Annotated in this window: 19 protein-coding genes; 12 read left to right on the top strand and 7 right to left on the bottom strand. The window is 70.6% G+C overall.

Annotated elements, in window-relative coordinates; all coding sequences use genetic code 11:
- Positions 1 to 287 precede the first annotated feature (287 nt).
- A complete protein-coding gene (gene msrQ / locus GT358_RS05725; protein WP_166581644.1) occupies positions 288 to 929 on the bottom strand; it encodes a protein-methionine-sulfoxide reductase heme-binding subunit MsrQ in 642 nt (213 codons plus the stop codon).
- A gap of 1 nt (position 930) precedes the next feature.
- On the bottom strand, positions 931 to 1830 hold the full coding sequence (msrP, locus tag GT358_RS05730) for a protein-methionine-sulfoxide reductase catalytic subunit MsrP (RefSeq protein ID WP_166581645.1): 900 nt from the start codon (positions 1828 to 1830) through the stop codon (positions 931 to 933).
- Positions 1831 to 2062: 232 nt separating this feature from the next.
- Between msrP and GT358_RS05735 the strand changes: the two genes are divergently transcribed.
- Complete coding sequence (locus GT358_RS05735) at positions 2063 to 2536, top strand: fasciclin domain-containing protein (protein WP_166581646.1); 474 nt, start codon at positions 2063 to 2065, stop codon at positions 2534 to 2536.
- 74 nt (positions 2537 to 2610) lie between these two features.
- On the opposite strand, the gene clpB is transcribed toward GT358_RS05735, so the two are convergent.
- Together clpB and GT358_RS05745 are read right to left on the bottom strand one after the other, a co-directional pair.
- Complete coding sequence (gene clpB, locus GT358_RS05740; RefSeq protein ID WP_166581647.1) at positions 2611 to 5226, bottom strand: ATP-dependent chaperone ClpB; 2616 nt, start codon at positions 5224 to 5226, stop codon at positions 2611 to 2613.
- Between the two features lie 105 nt (positions 5227 to 5331).
- Positions 5332 to 5814, bottom strand: a complete 483-nt coding sequence (locus tag GT358_RS05745; protein ID WP_166581648.1) for a cupin domain-containing protein — start codon at positions 5812 to 5814, stop codon at positions 5332 to 5334.
- Between the two features lie 131 nt (positions 5815 to 5945).
- On the opposite strand from GT358_RS05745, the gene pyrF reads away from it, so the two are divergent.
- Together pyrF and GT358_RS05755 are read left to right on the top strand one after the other, a co-directional pair.
- Positions 5946 to 6659 carry an orotidine-5'-phosphate decarboxylase gene (pyrF, locus tag GT358_RS05750; RefSeq protein WP_166581649.1) on the top strand — a complete coding sequence of 238 codons (714 nt, stop codon included), beginning with the start codon at positions 5946 to 5948 and terminating at the stop codon, positions 6657 to 6659.
- A 236-nt stretch (positions 6660 to 6895) separates the two neighbouring features.
- Positions 6896 to 7099 carry an orotidine 5'-phosphate decarboxylase gene (locus GT358_RS05755; protein ID WP_166581650.1) on the top strand — a complete coding sequence of 68 codons (204 nt, stop codon included), beginning with the start codon at positions 6896 to 6898 and terminating at the stop codon, positions 7097 to 7099.
- Positions 7100 to 7202: 103 nt separating this feature from the next.
- Here GT358_RS05755 and GT358_RS05760 read toward each other — a convergent pair whose 3' ends face one another.
- The 3 genes from GT358_RS05760 to GT358_RS05770 are packed head-to-tail and all read right to left on the bottom strand — an operon-like array spanning position 7203 to position 8871.
- A complete protein-coding gene (locus tag GT358_RS05760) occupies positions 7203 to 7478 on the bottom strand; it encodes an NfeD family protein (RefSeq protein WP_371416228.1) in 276 nt (91 codons plus the stop codon).
- Positions 7475 to 8371: an SPFH domain-containing protein gene (locus GT358_RS05765; RefSeq protein ID WP_166581651.1), complete on the bottom strand. Its 897-nt coding sequence runs from the start codon at positions 8369 to 8371 to the stop codon at positions 7475 to 7477. Before GT358_RS05765 ends, GT358_RS05760 begins: the two co-directional genes overlap by 4 nt.
- 32 nt (positions 8372 to 8403) lie before the next feature.
- Positions 8404 to 8871: an NUDIX domain-containing protein gene (locus GT358_RS05770; protein WP_166581652.1), complete on the bottom strand. Its 468-nt coding sequence runs from the start codon at positions 8869 to 8871 to the stop codon at positions 8404 to 8406.
- Here GT358_RS05770 and GT358_RS05775 point away from each other — a divergent pair.
- From GT358_RS05775 to tilS, 9 genes are all read left to right on the top strand, one after another.
- Positions 8870 to 10129, top strand: coding sequence for a DNA polymerase IV (locus GT358_RS05775; protein ID WP_166581653.1), 1260 nt, complete (start codon positions 8870 to 8872; stop codon positions 10127 to 10129). The genes GT358_RS05770 and GT358_RS05775 overlap by 2 nt on opposite strands.
- Before the next feature lie 11 nt (positions 10130 to 10140).
- Positions 10141 to 10527 (top strand): tol-pal system-associated acyl-CoA thioesterase, encoded by a 387-nt coding sequence (gene ybgC, locus GT358_RS05780; RefSeq protein ID WP_166581654.1) that lies wholly within the window; start codon positions 10141 to 10143, stop codon positions 10525 to 10527.
- Positions 10528 to 10676: 149 nt separating this feature from the next.
- Complete coding sequence (tolQ, locus tag GT358_RS05785; protein ID WP_208103364.1) at positions 10677 to 11357, top strand: protein TolQ; 681 nt, start codon at positions 10677 to 10679, stop codon at positions 11355 to 11357.
- Positions 11358 to 11369: 12 nt separating this feature from the next.
- Complete coding sequence (locus GT358_RS05790; protein WP_166581655.1) at positions 11370 to 11852, top strand: ExbD/TolR family protein; 483 nt, start codon at positions 11370 to 11372, stop codon at positions 11850 to 11852.
- Between the two features lie 6 nt (positions 11853 to 11858).
- Complete coding sequence (locus tag GT358_RS16850) at positions 11859 to 13115, top strand: hypothetical protein (protein ID WP_371416229.1); 1257 nt, start codon at positions 11859 to 11861, stop codon at positions 13113 to 13115.
- Between the two features lie 35 nt (positions 13116 to 13150).
- On the top strand, positions 13151 to 14485 hold the full coding sequence (gene tolB / locus GT358_RS05800; RefSeq protein ID WP_166581656.1) for a Tol-Pal system beta propeller repeat protein TolB: 1335 nt from the start codon (positions 13151 to 13153) through the stop codon (positions 14483 to 14485).
- A gap of 52 nt (positions 14486 to 14537) precedes the next feature.
- Positions 14538 to 15098: a peptidoglycan-associated lipoprotein Pal gene (gene pal, locus GT358_RS05805; protein WP_166581657.1), complete on the top strand. Its 561-nt coding sequence runs from the start codon at positions 14538 to 14540 to the stop codon at positions 15096 to 15098.
- Positions 15098 to 15937: a tol-pal system protein YbgF gene (gene ybgF, locus GT358_RS05810; protein WP_166581658.1), complete on the top strand. Its 840-nt coding sequence runs from the start codon at positions 15098 to 15100 to the stop codon at positions 15935 to 15937. The genes pal and ybgF overlap by 1 nt, the downstream gene beginning before the upstream one ends.
- Positions 15934 to 17211 carry a tRNA lysidine(34) synthetase TilS gene (gene tilS, locus GT358_RS05815; protein WP_166581659.1) on the top strand — a complete coding sequence of 426 codons (1278 nt, stop codon included), beginning with the start codon at positions 15934 to 15936 and terminating at the stop codon, positions 17209 to 17211. Before ybgF ends, tilS begins: the two co-directional genes overlap by 4 nt.
- Positions 17212 to 17267 lie beyond the last annotated feature (56 nt).

Below are 17267 nucleotides of genomic sequence, written 5' to 3' on the forward strand. Positions count from 1 at the left end.
TACCATCACTGTCAAAGAGCAGGTTTCGGCGAAGACCCTTCCCCATCGCCCCGAAGGGCTGCGGCAGAGCGGATCATCTCCGAGATCGTCCGCCTCGCTGCCGGTCTGTCGTCCGGCCCTCGGCGTCTCGGCGGCGCCCCCGGCGTCGTCGGTGAGCGGGTATTTACGGATGGGGCCCGCCCTCCGCAAGAGGGTCCGTCACAAAAGTTGCAACTTTTTTCCGGTTGGTCAGGAATGCCTCGGAATCAGGGGCTTGACCTTCATCCCGGCTTCGCAGGCCGGTCGGCTCACGCGCCCCTGACGCCGCCACCCGCCCGCGACGCCTGGCGGCGAATCCAGTCCCGCGGCTTCAGTCTCGCCGCAAGCAGGGTCAGGATCAGCCCGCCATAGACGAGCGGCTCGAGGGCAAACCCCCGGGCGAGCCAGAGGAAATGGAGCGCCGCGAGGAATGCGGCCGGATAGACGAGCCGGTGCAGACGCCGCCACGCCACCCCGCCCATGCGGCGGATCGCTCCGTCGGTGGATGTCAGTGCCAGGGGCACGAGCAGCACGAAGGCCGCGAATCCCACCGTGATGTAGGGACGCTTGACGATGTCGGCCATGATCGCCGAGACCGCCTGGAGGTCCAGCAATGCCCAGACGGCCACATGGGCGGCGGCAAAGGCGAAGGCGAGCAGGCCCGTGGCGCGCCGGAACCGCAGAAGGTTGATGCCGGCGAGCCGCCGAACCGGGCTGATGGCAAGGGACGCCACGAGCAGCTGCAGGGCCGCAAGCCCGTAGGCCCGCTCGAGCCAGTCCACGGGCTCGATCAGGGCAGGGTCCGTTGCCGCGCGCCAGAACAGCCAGACCAGCCACACCATCCCACCGGCATAGAGAGGCCAGACCGGCACGTGCCGGACGGCCCGGTTGATCGCGTCGGACAGCGCCACGTCAGTAGTGGCGCGACAGGTCCATGCCCTCGTAGAGGGATGCGACCTCGCTCTCGTAGCCGTTGAACATCAGGGTCGGCTGGCGGCGCGAGAACAGGCCCCCGCCGATGCGCCGTTCGGTGGCCTGGCTCCAGCGCGGATGATCCACGTTCGGGTTCACATTGGCATAGAAGCCGTATTCCTGGGGCGCCATCCGGCTCCAGGTGGTGGGAGGCTGCTCAGCCACGAGCGTGATGCGCACGATCGACTTGGTGGACTTGAAGCCGTACTTCCACGGCACGACGAGGCGGATCGGCGCCCCGTTCTGGTTCGGCAGGGGTTGGCCGTAGAGCCCCGTTGCCAGAAGGGTGAGGGGGTGGCGGGCCTCGTCCAGCCGCAACCCTTCGACATAGGGGAAGTCGAGCACGCCGCGTCGCACGCCCGGCATGGCGTCGGGCTGAACGGTGGTCTCGAACGCCACATAGCGCGCCTCGCCCCGGACTCCGATCCGCTCGAGCACGTCCGCCAGCTCCACCCCCAGCCACGGCACGACGCGCGACCAGCCCTCCACGCAGCGGAACCGGTAGATCCGCTCCTCGGCTTCGAGACCCTCGAGCAGCTCGGCTAGGGCGTACTCGCCCGGTCGCTCCACCAGCCCGTCGACCCGGACGGACCAGGGCTCCGTGACCATGGCCGCGGCATGACGGACGGGATCGGTCTTGTCGTAGCCGAATTCGTAGAAGTTGTTGTAGGTGGTGATCTCCTCGAAGCTGTTGGGCTCGAGCCGTTCCTCGGCAATGGCGACAGCCGGGCCGAGAGCGGCGGCGGCCGCACCCGAGACGAGAAGACGGCGCCGGTCGGTCCAGAGCCCCGGCGGCGTCACATCCGCCCGCGTGAGATCGTTGCGCCAGCGATGGGCCATGGGATCCTCCCGTCCGGAATCCGTTCGCGTCCAGACACGGATGGACGGCCGGAGAGTTTCACGCACCTCACATTGCCGTGCTGCGGTCTCGGCGGAAAGCCGCGTCCGGCGGCTCTCGACCGCCGCCGGGGCGATGGGCGACTGATCCGGCCGGAAAGACTCCCCGTAGCCCCTGCGATGCCGGAGCGCGCCTCGGCGCCTCCAGGCATTACGCAATCAAGGGAGACTCGACATGCTTCGTACGACCCTTCTGGCGTCCGCCGGCGCCCTCGCGCTTGGCACGGCCGCGTTCGCTCAGGACATGGACATCATCGACACCGCGCAGAATGCCGGCAACTTCACCACGCTCCTCGCCGCTGTCGAGGCGGCCGGCCTGACCGAGACCCTGCGGGGCGAAGGACCCTTCACCGTGTTCGCGCCGACCGATGAAGCCTTCGCGGCCCTGCCCGAAGGCACCGTCGATTCGCTGCTGGCCGATCCCGAAGCGCTGGCCAACATCCTGACCTATCACGTGGTGCCCGGTCGCGTGATGTCCTCGGATCTCACCGAAGGCATGACGGCGGAGACGGTTCAGGGCTCCGAAGTGACCTTCACGCTCGAAGGCGGGCCGATGATCAACGACGCGATGATCTCGCAACCCGACATCGAGGCGTCCAACGGGGTCATCCACGTGATCGACTCCGTCATCATGCCGCCGGAAGGCTGATCGCCCGGCGCCACCGAGCCAAGACCCCCGGCGGATCGCTCCGCCGGGGGTTTCCGCATTCCGGGATCGGGACTTCAGTGCACCACGGCCTGCATGGGCCGACCGCTGTCGCGGGGAGGCGCGACGCGGTTTCCGACGATCAGCCCCTCCGGACCGGCAGTCACGCGGACGGTTTCCCCGTCGCGGATGTCCCCGGACAGGATCGCCTCGGCCAGCCGGTCCTGCAGCGCGGACTGGATCACCCGCTTGAGCGGACGCGCCCCGTACACGGGATCGTAGCCTTCCGTGGCCAGCCACGCCTTGGCAGCCTCGTCGAGATCGAGGGTGATGTTGCGCGAGGCGAGCCGCGCCTCCAGACGCCGCAGCTGGATCTCGACGATCTTGGCCATGTCGGCGCGGTCAAGCCGGTCGAACAGCACGATCTCGTCCAGCCGGTTGAGGAATTCGGGCCGGAAGTGGGCCCGCACCGCCTCCATCACCTCGCGGCGGGCAAGCGACGAGTCGGCGCCTTCGGGCAGGAGGCTGAGCGCCTGGCTGCCGAGATTGGAGGTCAGCACGATGAGGGTCTGCTTGAAGTCCACCGTGCGCCCCTGTCCGTCGGTCAGCACGCCGTCGTCGAGCACCTGCAGCAGGACGTTGAACACGTCGGGATGGGCCTTCTCGACCTCGTCGAAGAGCACGACCTGATAGGGCCGGCGGCGGACCGCCTCGGTCAGAACACCCCCTTCGTCGTAGCCGACATAGCCCGGCGGCGCGCCAATCAGCCGCGCGACGGCGTGCTTTTCCATGAACTCGGACATGTCAATGCGCACCATCGCGCTGTCGTCGTCGAACAGGAACTCGGCCACCGCCTTGGTCAGTTCCGTCTTGCCCACGCCGGTCGGGCCCAGGAAGAGGAACGACCCCAGGGGGCGGTTCTCGTCGTTGAGGCCCGCCCGCGCCCGGCGCACGGCATTGGCGATGGCGCGCACGGCCGCCTCCTGGCCGACGACGCGCTTGCCCAGCTCCTCCTCCATCCGCAGCAGTTTCTCACGCTCGCCTTCGAGCAGCTTGGAGACGGGAATGCCCGTCCAGCGCTCCACGACCTCGGCGATCTGTTCGGGGCGCACAGCCTCCTCGACCATCAGTCCTTCGGTCGACTCCGCCTCGGCCAGTTCGCGCTCGAGCGACGGAATGACGCCATAGGCCAGCTCCCCCGCACGGGCGAGATTGCCTTCCCGCTTGACGCGATCGAGCTCGGCCCGCGCCGCGTCCAGCCGCTCCTTGAGGCTGCGCGCAGATTCGAGCTTCTCGCGCTCGGCCTGCCAGCGGGCTGTCAGTTCGGCAGACCGCTCCCGCAGGTCGGCCATCTCGCGCTCCAGCCGCTCGAGCCGCTCGCGCGAGGCGGCATCGTCCTCCTTCTTGAGGGCCTCCGCCTCGATCTGCATCTGCAGAAGCTGGCGGTCGAGCGCGTCGAGCTCCTCGGGCTTGCTGTCGATCTCCATGCGCAGCCGGGAGGCCGCCTCGTCCACGAGGTCGATCGCCTTGTCGGGCAGGAAGCGGTCGGTGATGTAGCGGTGGCTGAGCTGCGCGGCCGCCACGAGCGCGGAGTCCGAGATGCGCACGCCGTGATGGAGTTCGTACTTCTCCTTGATGCCGCGCAGGATCGAGACGGTATCCTCGACCGTGGGTTCGTTGACGAAGATGGGCTGGAAGCGACGGGCGAGCGCTGCGTCCTTCTCGACATGCTTGCGGTATTCGTCGAGCGTGGTGGCGCCGATGCAGTGCAGCTCGCCGCGAGCAAGCGCAGGCTTGACGAGGTTGGCGGCATCCATGGCGCCGTCGGCCTTGCCCGCCCCGACCAGCGTGTGCATCTCGTCGATGAAGAGGATGATCTCGCCCGCGGCGGCCTCGATCTCCTTGAGGATGGCCTTCAGGCGTTCCTCGAACTCGCCGCGATATTTCGCACCTGCGATCAGCGCGCCCATGTCGAGCGCCATCAGCCGCTTGTTGCGCAGCGATTCGGGCACGTCCCCGTTGACGATGCGCAAGGCAAGCCCCTCGGCGATGGCGGTCTTGCCCACACCCGGCTCGCCGATCAGGACGGGGTTGTTCTTGGTCCGGCGCGACAGCACCTGCATGGCGCGGCGGATCTCCTCGTCGCGGCCGATGATCGGGTCGATCTTGCCTTCCCGCGCCGCCTCGGTGAGGTCGCGGGCATACTTCTTGAGCGCGTCATAACCTTCCTCGGCCGAGGCGGTGTCGGCCGTGCGCCCCTTGCGCAGGTCGTTGATGGCGGCGTTGAGCTTCTGGGCGGTCACGGCGCCCTGCTCGAGCGCCTCGCGCGCGCGGGACGGCACGAGCGCGAGCGCGGTGAGCATCCGCTCCACGGGCACGAAGCTGTCGCCCGCCTTCTGTGCGACGCGCTCCGCCTCGTCGAGAACGCGGCCGAGGCTCGTGTCCACATAGACCTGTCCTGCATCGCCGGTCACGCGCGGCAGGCGCGCCACCGCCAGGTCGGCCGCCTCGCGCACGCGGGCCGACGAGCCGCCGGCGCGGTCGATCAGGTTGGCCGCCAATCCTTCGGGATCGTCCATCAGCGCCTTGAGCAGATGCTCCGGCATCACGCGCTGGTGGCTCTCGCGGATCGCGATGGTCTGCGCGGCTTGAAGGAACCCGCGCGAGCGTTCCGTGAACTTCTCCAAGTTCATGGTTTCTCCTTTCCAAGCACCCCGGCCGGAGACGCCCGCATTGCGGCGCGTCCCCCTGGGCCTCGGCGTGGATGTGTGATGGCGGGAGGTCTCCCGCAAGATCTGTCAGGCGGGGAAGTGCAATCCGTGGCGGGCGCAGAGCGGGGCAATGCTGTCGTAGTCCACCTCGAGCCCGAACCGCGCATCGAGCGCAGCCGCGCGTTCGCCCAGCATGGCGTCGGGATCGGCCGCCATGGCGCGGAACAGCCCCTCGAACCCCCCCGGCGCGATGATCTCGATCAGCCGGCATTCCTCGTCGCCGGGATTCCAGAAGGTGTGCCATTCGCCCCGCGGCTTGAGCACGACCTCGCCCGCTCCCGCCTCGACAACATCCTCGCCGAGCTGCGCCCCCATGCGGCCCTGCAGGACGAGGGTGTATTCGTCCTCGCGCCCGTGCCGGTGGAGCGGCGCGGCCAGCGTCCGCGGCGGCACCCAGTGCTCGACCAGCGCGATGCCCCCCTGCGAGGCGCCCGCATCGAGAAGGAACCGGGCGCCGAAGCTGCCGAAATCGGCCCGCTCGCCGTCCTGTCGCCGGATCACCCGTCCCATGTCGTGTCTCCAGCCCGTGTCCCCCCACCATGCCTGCGGGACGCCTCCGGGTCCAGCACGACGGGACGCCTCGCGCTTGCGCGGACGATCCGGGCCGCATAACGGCAGGACCGGCAGTTCCGGAGACGCCCATGCAGGACCCTTCGCCCGCGCCCCGTGCCGACGACCGGCTCATCGTCGCCCTCGACGTGCCGGACGCGGTCTCGGGCCTGGCCCTGGCCGACCGTCTGGGCGGACTGGCCTCGTTCTACAAGATCGGTCTGGGCATGCTCACCGGAGGAGGGCTCGCGCTTGCGCGGGAACTCAAGGACGAGCGGGGCAAGCGGGTCTTTCTCGATCTCAAGCTGTTCGACATCGGCGCCACCGTCGAGGCGGCGGTTCGTGGTCTGGCGCGCTTCGACCTCGACCTGCTGACCGTGCACGGCGACCCGCAGGTGGTCCGCGCGGCGGCGGCCGGAGCGGCCGGGTCGTCCACGCGCATTCTCGCCGTGACGATCCTGACCTCGCTCGACCGCAACGATCTCGACGAGGGTCTCATCCGGGCGGGCGGGCTGGAGGAGATCGTTCTCGAGCGGGCCTGCCGCGCCTTCGAGGCGGGGGCGGATGGCGTCGTCGCCTCGGCCCGCGAGGCGGCAGCGATCCGCGCCCTCCCGCAGGCCCATGGCCGCCTGATCGTGACCCCCGGCATCCGCCCTCCCGGAGTCGCGGCCGGAGACCAGAAGCGGACCGAGACCCCGCGTGCCGCCCTGGCCGCCGGCGCGGACCATGTGGTGGTCGGGCGCCCCATCTGGCAGGCCGCGGACCCTGTTCGGGCGCTAGGGGCCATCCTGTCCGATCTGCCGTGACACGGAGGGGGATCGCGCCGGGCGGCGCGACCCCCCGTACTCGTTACCCGCGCACTCGTCGAAAACCTTGTCCTGCGGGCTTGTGGTGCCGGTGCGCGGATCGCCGGAGCGTCTCCGGCTTCGGTGCATCAACGCCTGCGGGGGCTGCGCGTTCCGTCGCATGCCGACGCAGATCGCGTGCAACCTTTTCGCCGGCTGCTCGTTTGTCCGGTGAAGGCGAGCAGGAGGGGATGATCATGGGGGTGCGTCTGAAATCGCTGCGCTACGATGCGGCCCATGGGCGCTTCGAGGCACGGGTGGATGTGGTGCGGGGTGGAGTCACCTACCGCTATCCCTGCCGCCTCGCGGCACCGGCGGATGCGCCCCGCGACTGGATCGAGGCTGCGCTGGCGGAGGCGGCCCTGCGGCAATCGGATTCGGGTCGGGTGCGTCCCCGCTAGGCGGGGTGACCCGACCAGCTCCGCGACCGTGGCCCGCGGAGCGGGGGGCGCGCTTCCTCCGGAGGCGCGCCCTCGTCCTGCAGAACGCCTCCGCCGGATGTCTTCAGGGATCGTCGTTGATGTCGCGCCGGACAATCCGGGCGCTGCCCCCCTGCCCTCCCAGAGCAAGGCGCAGGACGAGGTAGGCCAGACCCGAGATCACCGCAAAGAGCAGCGCCAGTGCGCCGAAGCTCCAGTCGAGGCCGAACAGCAGCAGAAGCCCGGTGGCCCCGGCTCCGACCGCGAAGCCCAGAAAGACGAAAACCGGAAGGACGACCTCGAGGATGCCCAGCGCGACCGCGAGCGCCATCCAGACCCACCATTCGGCCCACCACGTCACGGCCGCCGCGCCCCCAGGAGCTTGAACGCATCGCCGAATGCTTCAAGCGCGGCGGCGGGGACCACGATGGTGCGCTGGCCTGCGCCCTGGCCCAGGGCGTTGAGCGCGTCCACCTGCTTGAGCGCAACCTGATACTGGGCCGCCTCGATGCCGTTGCGGCCGATCGCCTCGGCCACGACACCGGTCGCATAGGCTTCGGCATCGGCCTCGACCCGGCGCGCCTTGGCGCGCTGCTCGGCCGCGTAGAGTTCGGCATCGGCCTGGAGCTCGACCGCGCGCTTGCGACCCTCGGCCTCCGTGACCTGCGCGCGCCGGGCGCGCTCGGCGTTGAGTTGCTGGAGCATGGCGGCGCGGGTGGCCTCGTCGAGATTGACGTCGAGGATCTCGGCGCGCGTCACCTCGATGCCCCAGTCGTCCACTTGGTCGGCAAGCTGCGCCTTGACGGCCGCGATGAGCTGCGAGCGGTTGGACTGGACGTGATCGAGTTCCATCCGGCCGATCTCGGAGCGTACGATGCCGGCCACCGTCGTGGTGATCGCCGCGTCCACGTCGCGGATGCGATAGACCGTCTTTTCGGGCTCGATGATCCGGTAGAACACGGAGGTGTCCACGCTGACGAGCACGTTGTCGGAGGTGATCGCATCGAGCTTGGACGTGGGGAGCTGCCGCTCAAGGATCGACACGCGGTGCGCCACCCGGTCAAGAAACGGAACGATGAGATTGAGACCCGGCGACAGGACGGCGCGGAGGCGGCCGAACCGTTCGACCACATACTTCTCCGACTGGGGAACGACCCGGATCCCGCGGAAGATCGCCACGATGAGAAGAAGCGCAAAGAGTCCCAGCACGAGCGTGAAGCCGGGAACAGCGCCGATCGGTGTCTGGATGTCCATGAATGGCCTGCTCCGTTGCGACGCCCGGGACGCTAGCCCGCCTCGGGCCGGTGTCCAAGGACAGAAAGCCACAGGGCCACACGGTCGCGCAGCGCGGGTACGGCTTGGGGATGGCGGACGAAATCGGCCGGTTGCGCGAGGAGCCAGCCCTGCCCCTCCTCGCCCAGAGTGATGCGGGCCGCATGATGCTCGGGCAGCTGCAGGACGAAGAACCATCCCGTCCGGTGGGGCGCTCCCATGGCCGGAAAGGGACGCTGCCAGAGCCATTCGGCCGCCTCGAGATCGAGACCCGTCTCCTCCCGCGCCTCGCGGATCAGGGTCTCGCGCGGAGTTTCCGGGCCCTCGCGGCCCCCGCCGACAAGGTCCCAGAGCCCGGCGAAGGGCAGGTCTGGCCGGTCGTCGCGCAGCAGCCAGAGCATGCGGGAGCCGAACAGGAGAGCGCCCTTCGCGCCCACGAAGTCGGTGGCGTCGCGAGGGTCGTCCGCCCTAGGATAAGTCATGCCTGCCCTCTGCCGCGACTGCCTTGAGCGATTCGATGCGCCGGCCGGCAGCCGGTGCCCCTCCTGCGGCTCGCCGCGAATGCTCGTCCACCCGCGGCTCTGGTCGTTCGCGATCGCGCATTGCGACTGCGACGCCTTCTATGCCGCGGTGGAGAAGCGCGACAATCCCGACCTGCGGGACCGTCCCGTGATCGTGGGCGGGGGGGTGCGGGGCGTGGTCTCGACGGCTTGCTACCTTGCACGGCTGCGGGGGGTGCGCTCGGCGATGCCGATGGTACAGGCGGTCCGTCTCTGCCCCGAGGCCGCCGTGGTGCGACCGCGGTTTGCCGCCTACGAGGAGGCGTCGCGCGCGATCCGAGCGCTGATGGAGGGTCTGACCGACCGGGTGGAACCGCTGTCGCTCGACGAGGCGTTTCTCGATCTGCGGGGCACCGAGCGCGTGCATGCCGCGCCCCCCGCCCTCGTGCTCGCGCGGTTCGCGCTGGCCGTCGAGCGGGAGGTGGGCGTGACCCTCTCGATCGGGCTGAGCGAGAACAAGTTCCTGGCCAAGCTCGCCTCCGATCTCGACAAGCCGCGCGGCTTCGCCGTCCTCGCCCGGGACGAGGCGGTGGAGCGCCTGTCCGCGCGTCCGGTCAGCGACCTGTGGGGTGTGGGGGAGGCCGGACGGCAGGCGCTGGCCCGCGCGGGCATTCACCGCATCCGCGATCTGGAGCGATGGGACATCGAGGCGCTCCGCACGCGCTTCGGCTCCCTCGGAGAGCGGCTCTGGCACCTCGCGCGCGGCGAGGACGCGCGGCCGGTCTGCCGGGATCGCCCGATCCGCTCGATCTCTCACGAGCTGACGTTCGAGGCCGACCTGCTCGACCATGACCGCCTCGACGGGCATCTCTGGCGGCTGTCCGAGAAGGTATCGGCACGAGCCAAGACCCGCGGTCTGGCCGGCAGGGTGGTCCTCCTCAAGCTCAAGAGGGCCGATCACAGCCTGCTGACCCGCCGCACGACCCTGCGCGAGCCCACCCAGATGGCGGACACGCTCTACCGGACCGGGCGCCTCCTGTTCGACTCGGTTCCGGAAGCCGGACCCTTCCGCCTGCTCGGCGTGGGCCTCGGCGGGATCTGTCCGGCTGTGGATGCGGACCGGCTGGGCGACCTTCTGGATCCCGATACAGCGCGGCGTCGTGCGGCCGAACGGGCCGCCGATGCGATCCGGAGCCGCTGGGGCGAGGCGGCCATCGTCAAGGGCCGGGCGCTCCGCTAGAGGGGCGCACCATGACACACCGCTTCGCCTTGCGCGTCTACTACGAGGACACGGACCTCGCGGGGATCGTCTACTACGCCAACTACCTCCGCTTCATCGAGCGCGCCCGGACCGAGTGGGCGAGGGCGCGCGGGGTGGACCAGCTCCGGCTGCACCGCGAATCGGGTCTCGTCTTCGCCGTCCGGCAGATCGAGGCCGACTATCTCCGGCCCGCACGGTTCGACGACCGGCTGGAGGTCGCGACGGCACCGGCGGAGGCGACGACGGCGCGCCTCGTCCTGCTCCAGGAGGTCCTGCGCGACGGCGAGGTTCTCTTTCGGGCGCGGGTCACCCTTGTGGCGCTGGGCTCCGACGGTCGACCCCGGCGGCTTCCCGCCGATCTGCTCGCCCCGTCCTGACGACGCGGCCGGCGCGCGGGCGCCACAGACAGGTCACGATCGGCCCCGCTGTCGCGGAGGTTATTGGATTTCGCCTCCCGCCTGCGTTATCCCCAGCCTCCGAAGCGCGCCCCCGAGAGGCGCGGACCCGGCGGCAGAGGGCAGTCAGCATGGACGCGGCGACCGACTACTCGATGTGGGGACTCTTCGCCCACGCCACCCTCGTGGTGAAGGCGATCATGATCATGCTGGTGCTGGCCTCGGTGTGGTGCTGGGCCATCATCATCGACAAGTGGTGGCAATATCGCCGCACCCGGCGCGAGGCTGCGGTGTTCGACGCCGCCTTCTGGTCGGGCCAGCCGCTCGACGGGCTCTACGACGCGATCGGGCCCGATCCCAAGGGTCCTTCCCAGCGGGTCTTTGCGGCCGGCATGACGGAATGGCGCAGGTCGCATCGCGACGACGGGGGTCTCATCGCGGGAGCGCAGAGCCGCATCGACCGGGCCATGGACGTGGCCATCGCTCGCGAGTCGGAGCGCCTCCAGAAGGGTCTCGGCGTGCTGGCGACCGTTGGCTCCACCGCTCCGTTCATCGGCCTCTTCGGGACGGTCTGGGGCATCATGAACAGCTTCATCGGGATCGCGCAGGAGCAGAACACCAATCTGGCCGTGGTGGCGCCGGGGATCGCCGAGGCGCTTCTCGCCACCGGGCTGGGGCTGCTCGCCGCCATCCCGGCCGTGATCTTCTTCAACAAGTTCTCGGGCGATTCCAACCGGATCGTGGCGGGCTGGGAGGCCTTTGCCGACGAGTTCTCCACCATCCTGTCGCGCCAGCTCGACGCAGCGGCCTGAGGAGGACGGAGCATGGGCGCGAGCCTTCAGACCTCTGATCCGTCCGGCGGATCGCGTCGCCGAAGGGGACGACGCGCCCAGCCGATGAGCGAGATCAACATCACGCCCTTCGTGGACGTGATGCTGGTGCTGCTCATCATCTTCATGGTGGCAGCCCCCCTGCTGACGGTCGGCGTGCCGGTGGAGCTGCCGCAGACGGCGGCGAACGCGCTGCCCCTCGACCAGGAGGAGCCGCTGACTGTCACCGTCACCGGGGACGGGCGCATCATGATCCAGACCACCGAGGTGCCCGAAAGCGAGCTGATCCCCCGCCTGGCCGCAATCGCCGCGGAGCGCACGTCGCGGCGGGTGTATCTGCGCGCCGACGGCGCGAATGCCTGGGGCCGTGTGGCCCAGGTCATGGGCGCGCTCAATGCCGGGGGCTTCAACGATATCGGCCTCGTGACGGATGCAGGCGGGCCCGACATGGGCGCATCCCTGATCACGGAAGGCTGACCGATCGTGTCTCCCGGGGGCTATATCTCGACCGCTGCGCATGCGGTTCTGATCGGCCTCGTGCTGTTCGGGCCCGGCATGCGTCCCGAACCCCTGGATTTCCGGGTCACGCCGGTGACGGTGGTCTCGGGCGCCGAATTCGCGGCGCTGGTCCAGCGCACCGCACCGCGGCCGGAGATCCAGGGCGAGACCGCTCCGGCGCCCCCCCCCGCCGAGACGCCCCCTGCTCCGCCGGCGGCCGAGCCCGAACCCACCCCCGCACCGGCGCCCGAGCCGCAGCCGGCGCCCGCCGAGGAAGCCCCTCCGCCCCCGCCACCCGAGCCGCCGCCGCCCGCACCCGAGCCGGTCAGCGTCGTGCCCGAGCCGCCGCCTCCGCCGCCGCCCGCGCCGGAGCCGGCTCCGGCTGTGCCGGAACCTGCTCCACCCCCACCCCCGCCGCCCCCTGTGACTGCGGTGGCGCAGGCGCCGCGACCGATCCCGCGGCCGGCGCCGCGCGTCGCCCCCGAGGCGGCACCCCCAAGCGAGGCGGCACCGGCCCCCGTCCAGCAGGCGGCCGCGCAACCGGCCCCTGCCCCCGATCCCGAACCGACCCCGCCCCAGGAGGAGGCCGCACCGCCGGAGGCGGCAACCGAGATCGTCACCGAGGCCGAGCAGCCAGCCGCGGCCCCCGAGCCGCCTACGCCCGCGCCGCCGATCACGGCGGTGGCCCGGGCTGTCCGGCCGGCCTCGCGTCCGGCGCGTCCCGCAGCGACGCAGCCCGCCGAGACGCAGGTGGCGGCCGCGTCCGCCGCAGCCGAGCGGCCGACACCACCCACCGAGCCGGCAGCGGCTCCTGCGCGACCGGAGCCTGCGGTGGACGACGCCGTGGCGGCCGCCTTGGCTGCCGCATCCTCGGCCGCCGCCTCGGGCCAGTCGGGAGAGGGTGCGCAGAGGGCCGATCCCGGTCCGCCGATGACAGGCGCCGAGCGGGATGCCTTCCGCGTGGCCGTCCAGCAATGCTGGATCGTCGATCCGGGCAGCCAGGCCGGTCGTGTCACGGTGACCGTCGCCTTCGAGCTCGGGCGGGACGCGAAGGTGGCGGGCGACATCCGTCTGCTCACCCACAATGCCGAGTCGAGTTCGGCTGCCGACAGCGCCTTCGCGTCGGCGCGCCGCGCGATCCTGCGCTGCCAGGGCGACGGCTTCCCCCTCCCCGCCGAGAAGTACGAGCAATGGCGGGTCGTGGAGATGACCTTCAACCCGGAGGCGATGACGATCCGATGACCCCCCCAGGCCGCCCCCCTTGCAAGAGGTTTGCCATGCCTTCCCGCCGCCGTTTCCTGTTCCTGTCGGGTGCAGCGCTGGCCGCACCCGCGCTCGTCGCCGCACCTGCCCGCGCACAGGGGCCGTTGCGGATCGACGTCACGCAGGGCGTGGTGGAGCCGATCCCCTTTGCCATCGCGCCGTTCCAGGTCGAGACGGGCGGAGCCGAAGGTGCCGCACGCGACATCGCAGGCCTCGTGGCAGCCGATCTGGTCGGGACAGGCCTGTTCCGCCAGATCCCCGCCTCGGCGTTCATCTCGGTGCCGTCATCCTTCGGTCAGGCGCCGAACTATCCCGACTGGCGGGCGATCAATGCGCAGGCCCTCGTCACCGGAGCGGTGGGCGTCCAAGGCGGAAACCTGGTCGTCAAGTTCCGCCTCTACGACATCTTCGCGGGCGCCGAACTCGGTGAGGGGCTCCAGTTTGCCGGAACACAAGCAGGCTGGCGACGCATGGCCCACAAGGTCGCCGATGCGGTCTATTCCCGCATCACGGGCGAAGGCGGCTATTTCGACAGCCGCGTGGTCTTCGTCTCCCAGTCCGGCCCCAAGGACGCGCGGACCCATCGCTTGGCCGTGATGGATTACGACGGGGCGAACGTCCAGTATCTCACCGACGCGTCCACGCTCCTCTTCGCACCCCGGTTCAGCCCGCGCGGAGATCGCGTCCTCTATACCAGCTACGAATCGGGTCAGCCCGCGATCTACCTGATCGACGTGGCGACCGTCTCGCGGGCCCGCGTGCCGACCGCACCGGGCGAGATGACCTTTTCTCCGCGCTTCGCCCCGGACGGCCGGCGGATCGTCTATTCCGTCTCCACGGGCGGGAACACGGACATCTACGCGACGGATCTGGGCTCGGGCTCGTCCTCGCGGCTCAGTTCCGCACCCTCCATCGAAACGGCGCCCTCCTTCTCGCCCGACGGCTCGCGCCTGGTCTTCGAGAGCGACCGGTCGGGAACGCAGCAACTCTACGTGATGGGCGCCGGCGGCGGCGAGCCTCAGCGCATCTCGTTCGGCGAGGGGCGCTATTCCACGCCGGTCTGGTCGCCGCGCGGCGACCTGATCGCGTTCACCAAGCAGCATGCCGGCCGGTTCCATATCGGGGTCATGCGGACGAACGGCTCGGAGGAACGGCTGCTGACGGCAAGCTTCCTCGATGAGGGGCCCACCTGGGCGCCGAACGGGCGCGTGCTGATGTTCACGCGAGAGACACAGGGCGCGCAGGGGGCACCGTCGCTCTACACGGTGGATGTGTCGGGGCGGAACCTGCGGCAGGTTCCGGGGATCGGCATGGCGGCCGATCCGTCCTGGGGACCGCTGCTGCCCTGAGGCTTGGCACGCGTCCGGTGGGCGCGATAGGATGGATGGAGGGGGTGGACCCATGACGAAGTGGATGCTGGTGGCCGCGATCGGCCTGTCGCTGGGGCTGTCGGCCTGCACGAGGCCCGACCGCTTCGGCCCTGGCGGCGCGGGCGGCGCAGGCGGGATCGGCGGTCCCGGCGGCGCGGCGGGCCTGCCCGGGGCGGGCGTGCCGGGCGTGGGCACCGGCGGGCTCGGAGGACCCTCCGATCCGACCTCGCCGGCCTATTTCCAGCAGACCGTGGGCGACCGGGTCTTCTTTGCGGTGGACCAATCCACCCTGTCGCCCCAGGCCATCCAGACGCTGGACGGTCAGGCGCGCTGGCTGCTGTCGAACGCCTCCTACCAGATCGTGGTGGAAGGCCATGCCGACGAGCAGGGCACGCGCGAATACAACGTCGCCCTGGGAGCACGACGCGCCAATGCAGTTCGTGAGTACCTCATCTCGCAGGGTGTCCCCGGCAACCGGATCCGCACCATCTCCTACGGCAAGGAGCGGCCTGTCGCGACCTGCTCGGACGAAAGCTGCTATTCACAGAACCGCCGGGCCGTCACGGTGATTGCGGCGGCAGGACTGAGCTGATGCGCCGCCTCGCTTCCCTGCTCCTGATCGCCTGGCCCGTGGCGGTGCAGGCGCAGGCCGATCCGCAGACCCTGGCGGACATTCGCGCCCAGGTGGCCGCTCTCGCCGGTCAGATCGACGGGTTGCGGGCAGAGTTGAGCGCCTCCGGTGCGCTGGCCGCAGGCGTGCCGGGCGGCACGCCGCTGGATCGGCTCAACGCCATCGAGTCGGAGCTTCAACGCCTGACCGCCAAGACCGAGGAGCTCGAGTTCCGCATCAACCGGATCACGGCCGACGGCACGAACCGGCTGGGCGACATCGAATTCCGCCTGTGCGAGATCGAGCCAGGCTGCGACATCGCCAATCTCGGCACGACCCCGTCCCTGGGCGGGGTGGACAATGCCGCTGTGGTACCCCTGCCAGAGGCGGCGCAGCCGGTGGCGCCGACCCCCCTTCCCGATACCGGCCCCGACCTGGCCGTCAGCGAACAGGCGGATTTCGAGCGGGCGCAGGAGGCGCTCGCAAACCGTGACTTTCGCGGCGCCGCTGACGGCTTTGCGGCCTTTGTCCAGGCCTATCCGGGCAGCCCCCTGACGGCGCGGGCGCAAATGGCCCGTGGAGAGGCCCTCGACGCGCTGGGGGAGACGGACAACGCCGCGCGGGCCTATCTGGACGCCTTCTCGGCGGACCCGTCCGGCGCCCTGGCAGCCGATGCGCTTCTGGCGCTGGGGCGCAATCTCGGGCGCCTTGGCCAGGGAGCCGATGCCTGCGTGACGCTGGCGGAGATCGAAGCGCGGTTTCCGGCTTCGCCCCTCGTGGCGCAGGCGCGCAGCGAGCGGGACAGTCTCGGCTGCCCTTGACCGACCGAGCCGCGGCGGACCCGGTCGCGGCTCTTGCCGCCTTTCTGGACCTGTATCCCACGGCCGGTGGGGGGATCGGCATCGCGGTGTCAGGGGGTAGCGACAGCATGGCGCTTCTCCACGCGGCAGCCCTCCTGGCAAGGCAGCGGAGCCTCCCGCTGACGGCAGCGACTGTCGATCACCGGCTGAGAGCGGGATCGGACGCAGAAGCGCGCCAGGTCGGCGCGGTCTGCACCGGCCTGGGGGTTGGGCACGCCATCCTGCCCTGGGCGGATGCGCCCGGACATGGAAACCTCCAGCAGGCGGCGCGACAGGCGCGCCGGCGTCTCCTGAGCGCATGGGCTCTGCGCGAGGGCGTGTCACTCGTCCTGCTCGGGCATACGGCCGACGACGTGGCCGAGACGGTCCTGCTCCGGCTCGCCCGCGGGTCGGGTGTGGACGGACTGGCCCGGATGCGCGCGTGGTGGATGGCGGACGGTGTGGCCTGGGGCCGCCCCTTTCTCGATCTTCCGCGGGCCGGGTTGCGGCGCTGGCTGGCAGATCGCGGAAAGACATGGATCGACGATCCCTCCAACGACGATCTTCGCCACGACCGGGCGCGGGCCCGCAGGCTCATGGAGGCACTCGCCCCGCTTGGGCTGACGCGGGAGCGCCTCTGCCGGACAGCCGGCCACATGGCTCGGGCGAGGGAGGTGCTCGAGGCGGCTGCGATCGGCCGGGCGCAGACCGATCTGCGGATCGAGCAGGGCGATGTGCTTCTCTCCCCGCGCTGCCTGCATCTGCAGGCGGACGAGACGGCCGGCCGGCTGCTGCGCGCGGCGCTGGAATGGATCGGCGGCAGCGGCAAGCCCCGCTGGGAGGCGCTGCTCCGGGCTGCGGCGCTCGTGCAACGCGGCCGCCGGGCCGCTCTGGGCGGCTGTACGCTCCTGCCGGAACCTTGGGGCGCGGCTCCGGGCGGCGTCCGCGTGACGCGCGAGATGCGGGCGGTGGCGGGGCTGTCGGTCCCGGTCCGATCCGATGGCCCCATGATCTGGGACCGCTGGACGATCGTGCCGCCAGAAGCCAGCCCGACGGGGGATCTGCGCGTCGCCGCCCTGGGCCCGGCGGGACTGGCACAACTTGCGTCCGTCCCCCGCAACCTGCCCGCTGTCTCGCTCATGGCAAGCCCTGCAATCTGGACGGGCGACTGCCTTGTGGCCGCGCCACTGGCCGGAGGGTCCCGGGGTTGGTCCTGCACTCCCGCCAGCCCCTTCCCCCTCCCTGTCGGCTCCTGAGCAGACCCCCTGCGGCGGAGCGCCGCCGGCCGCCGGACGGCGCGGCTTTCGGATTG

This window comes from Rubellimicrobium sp. CFH 75288, from assembly GCF_009904055.1.
GTDB lineage: Bacteria > Pseudomonadota > Alphaproteobacteria > Rhodobacterales > Rhodobacteraceae > Rubellimicrobium.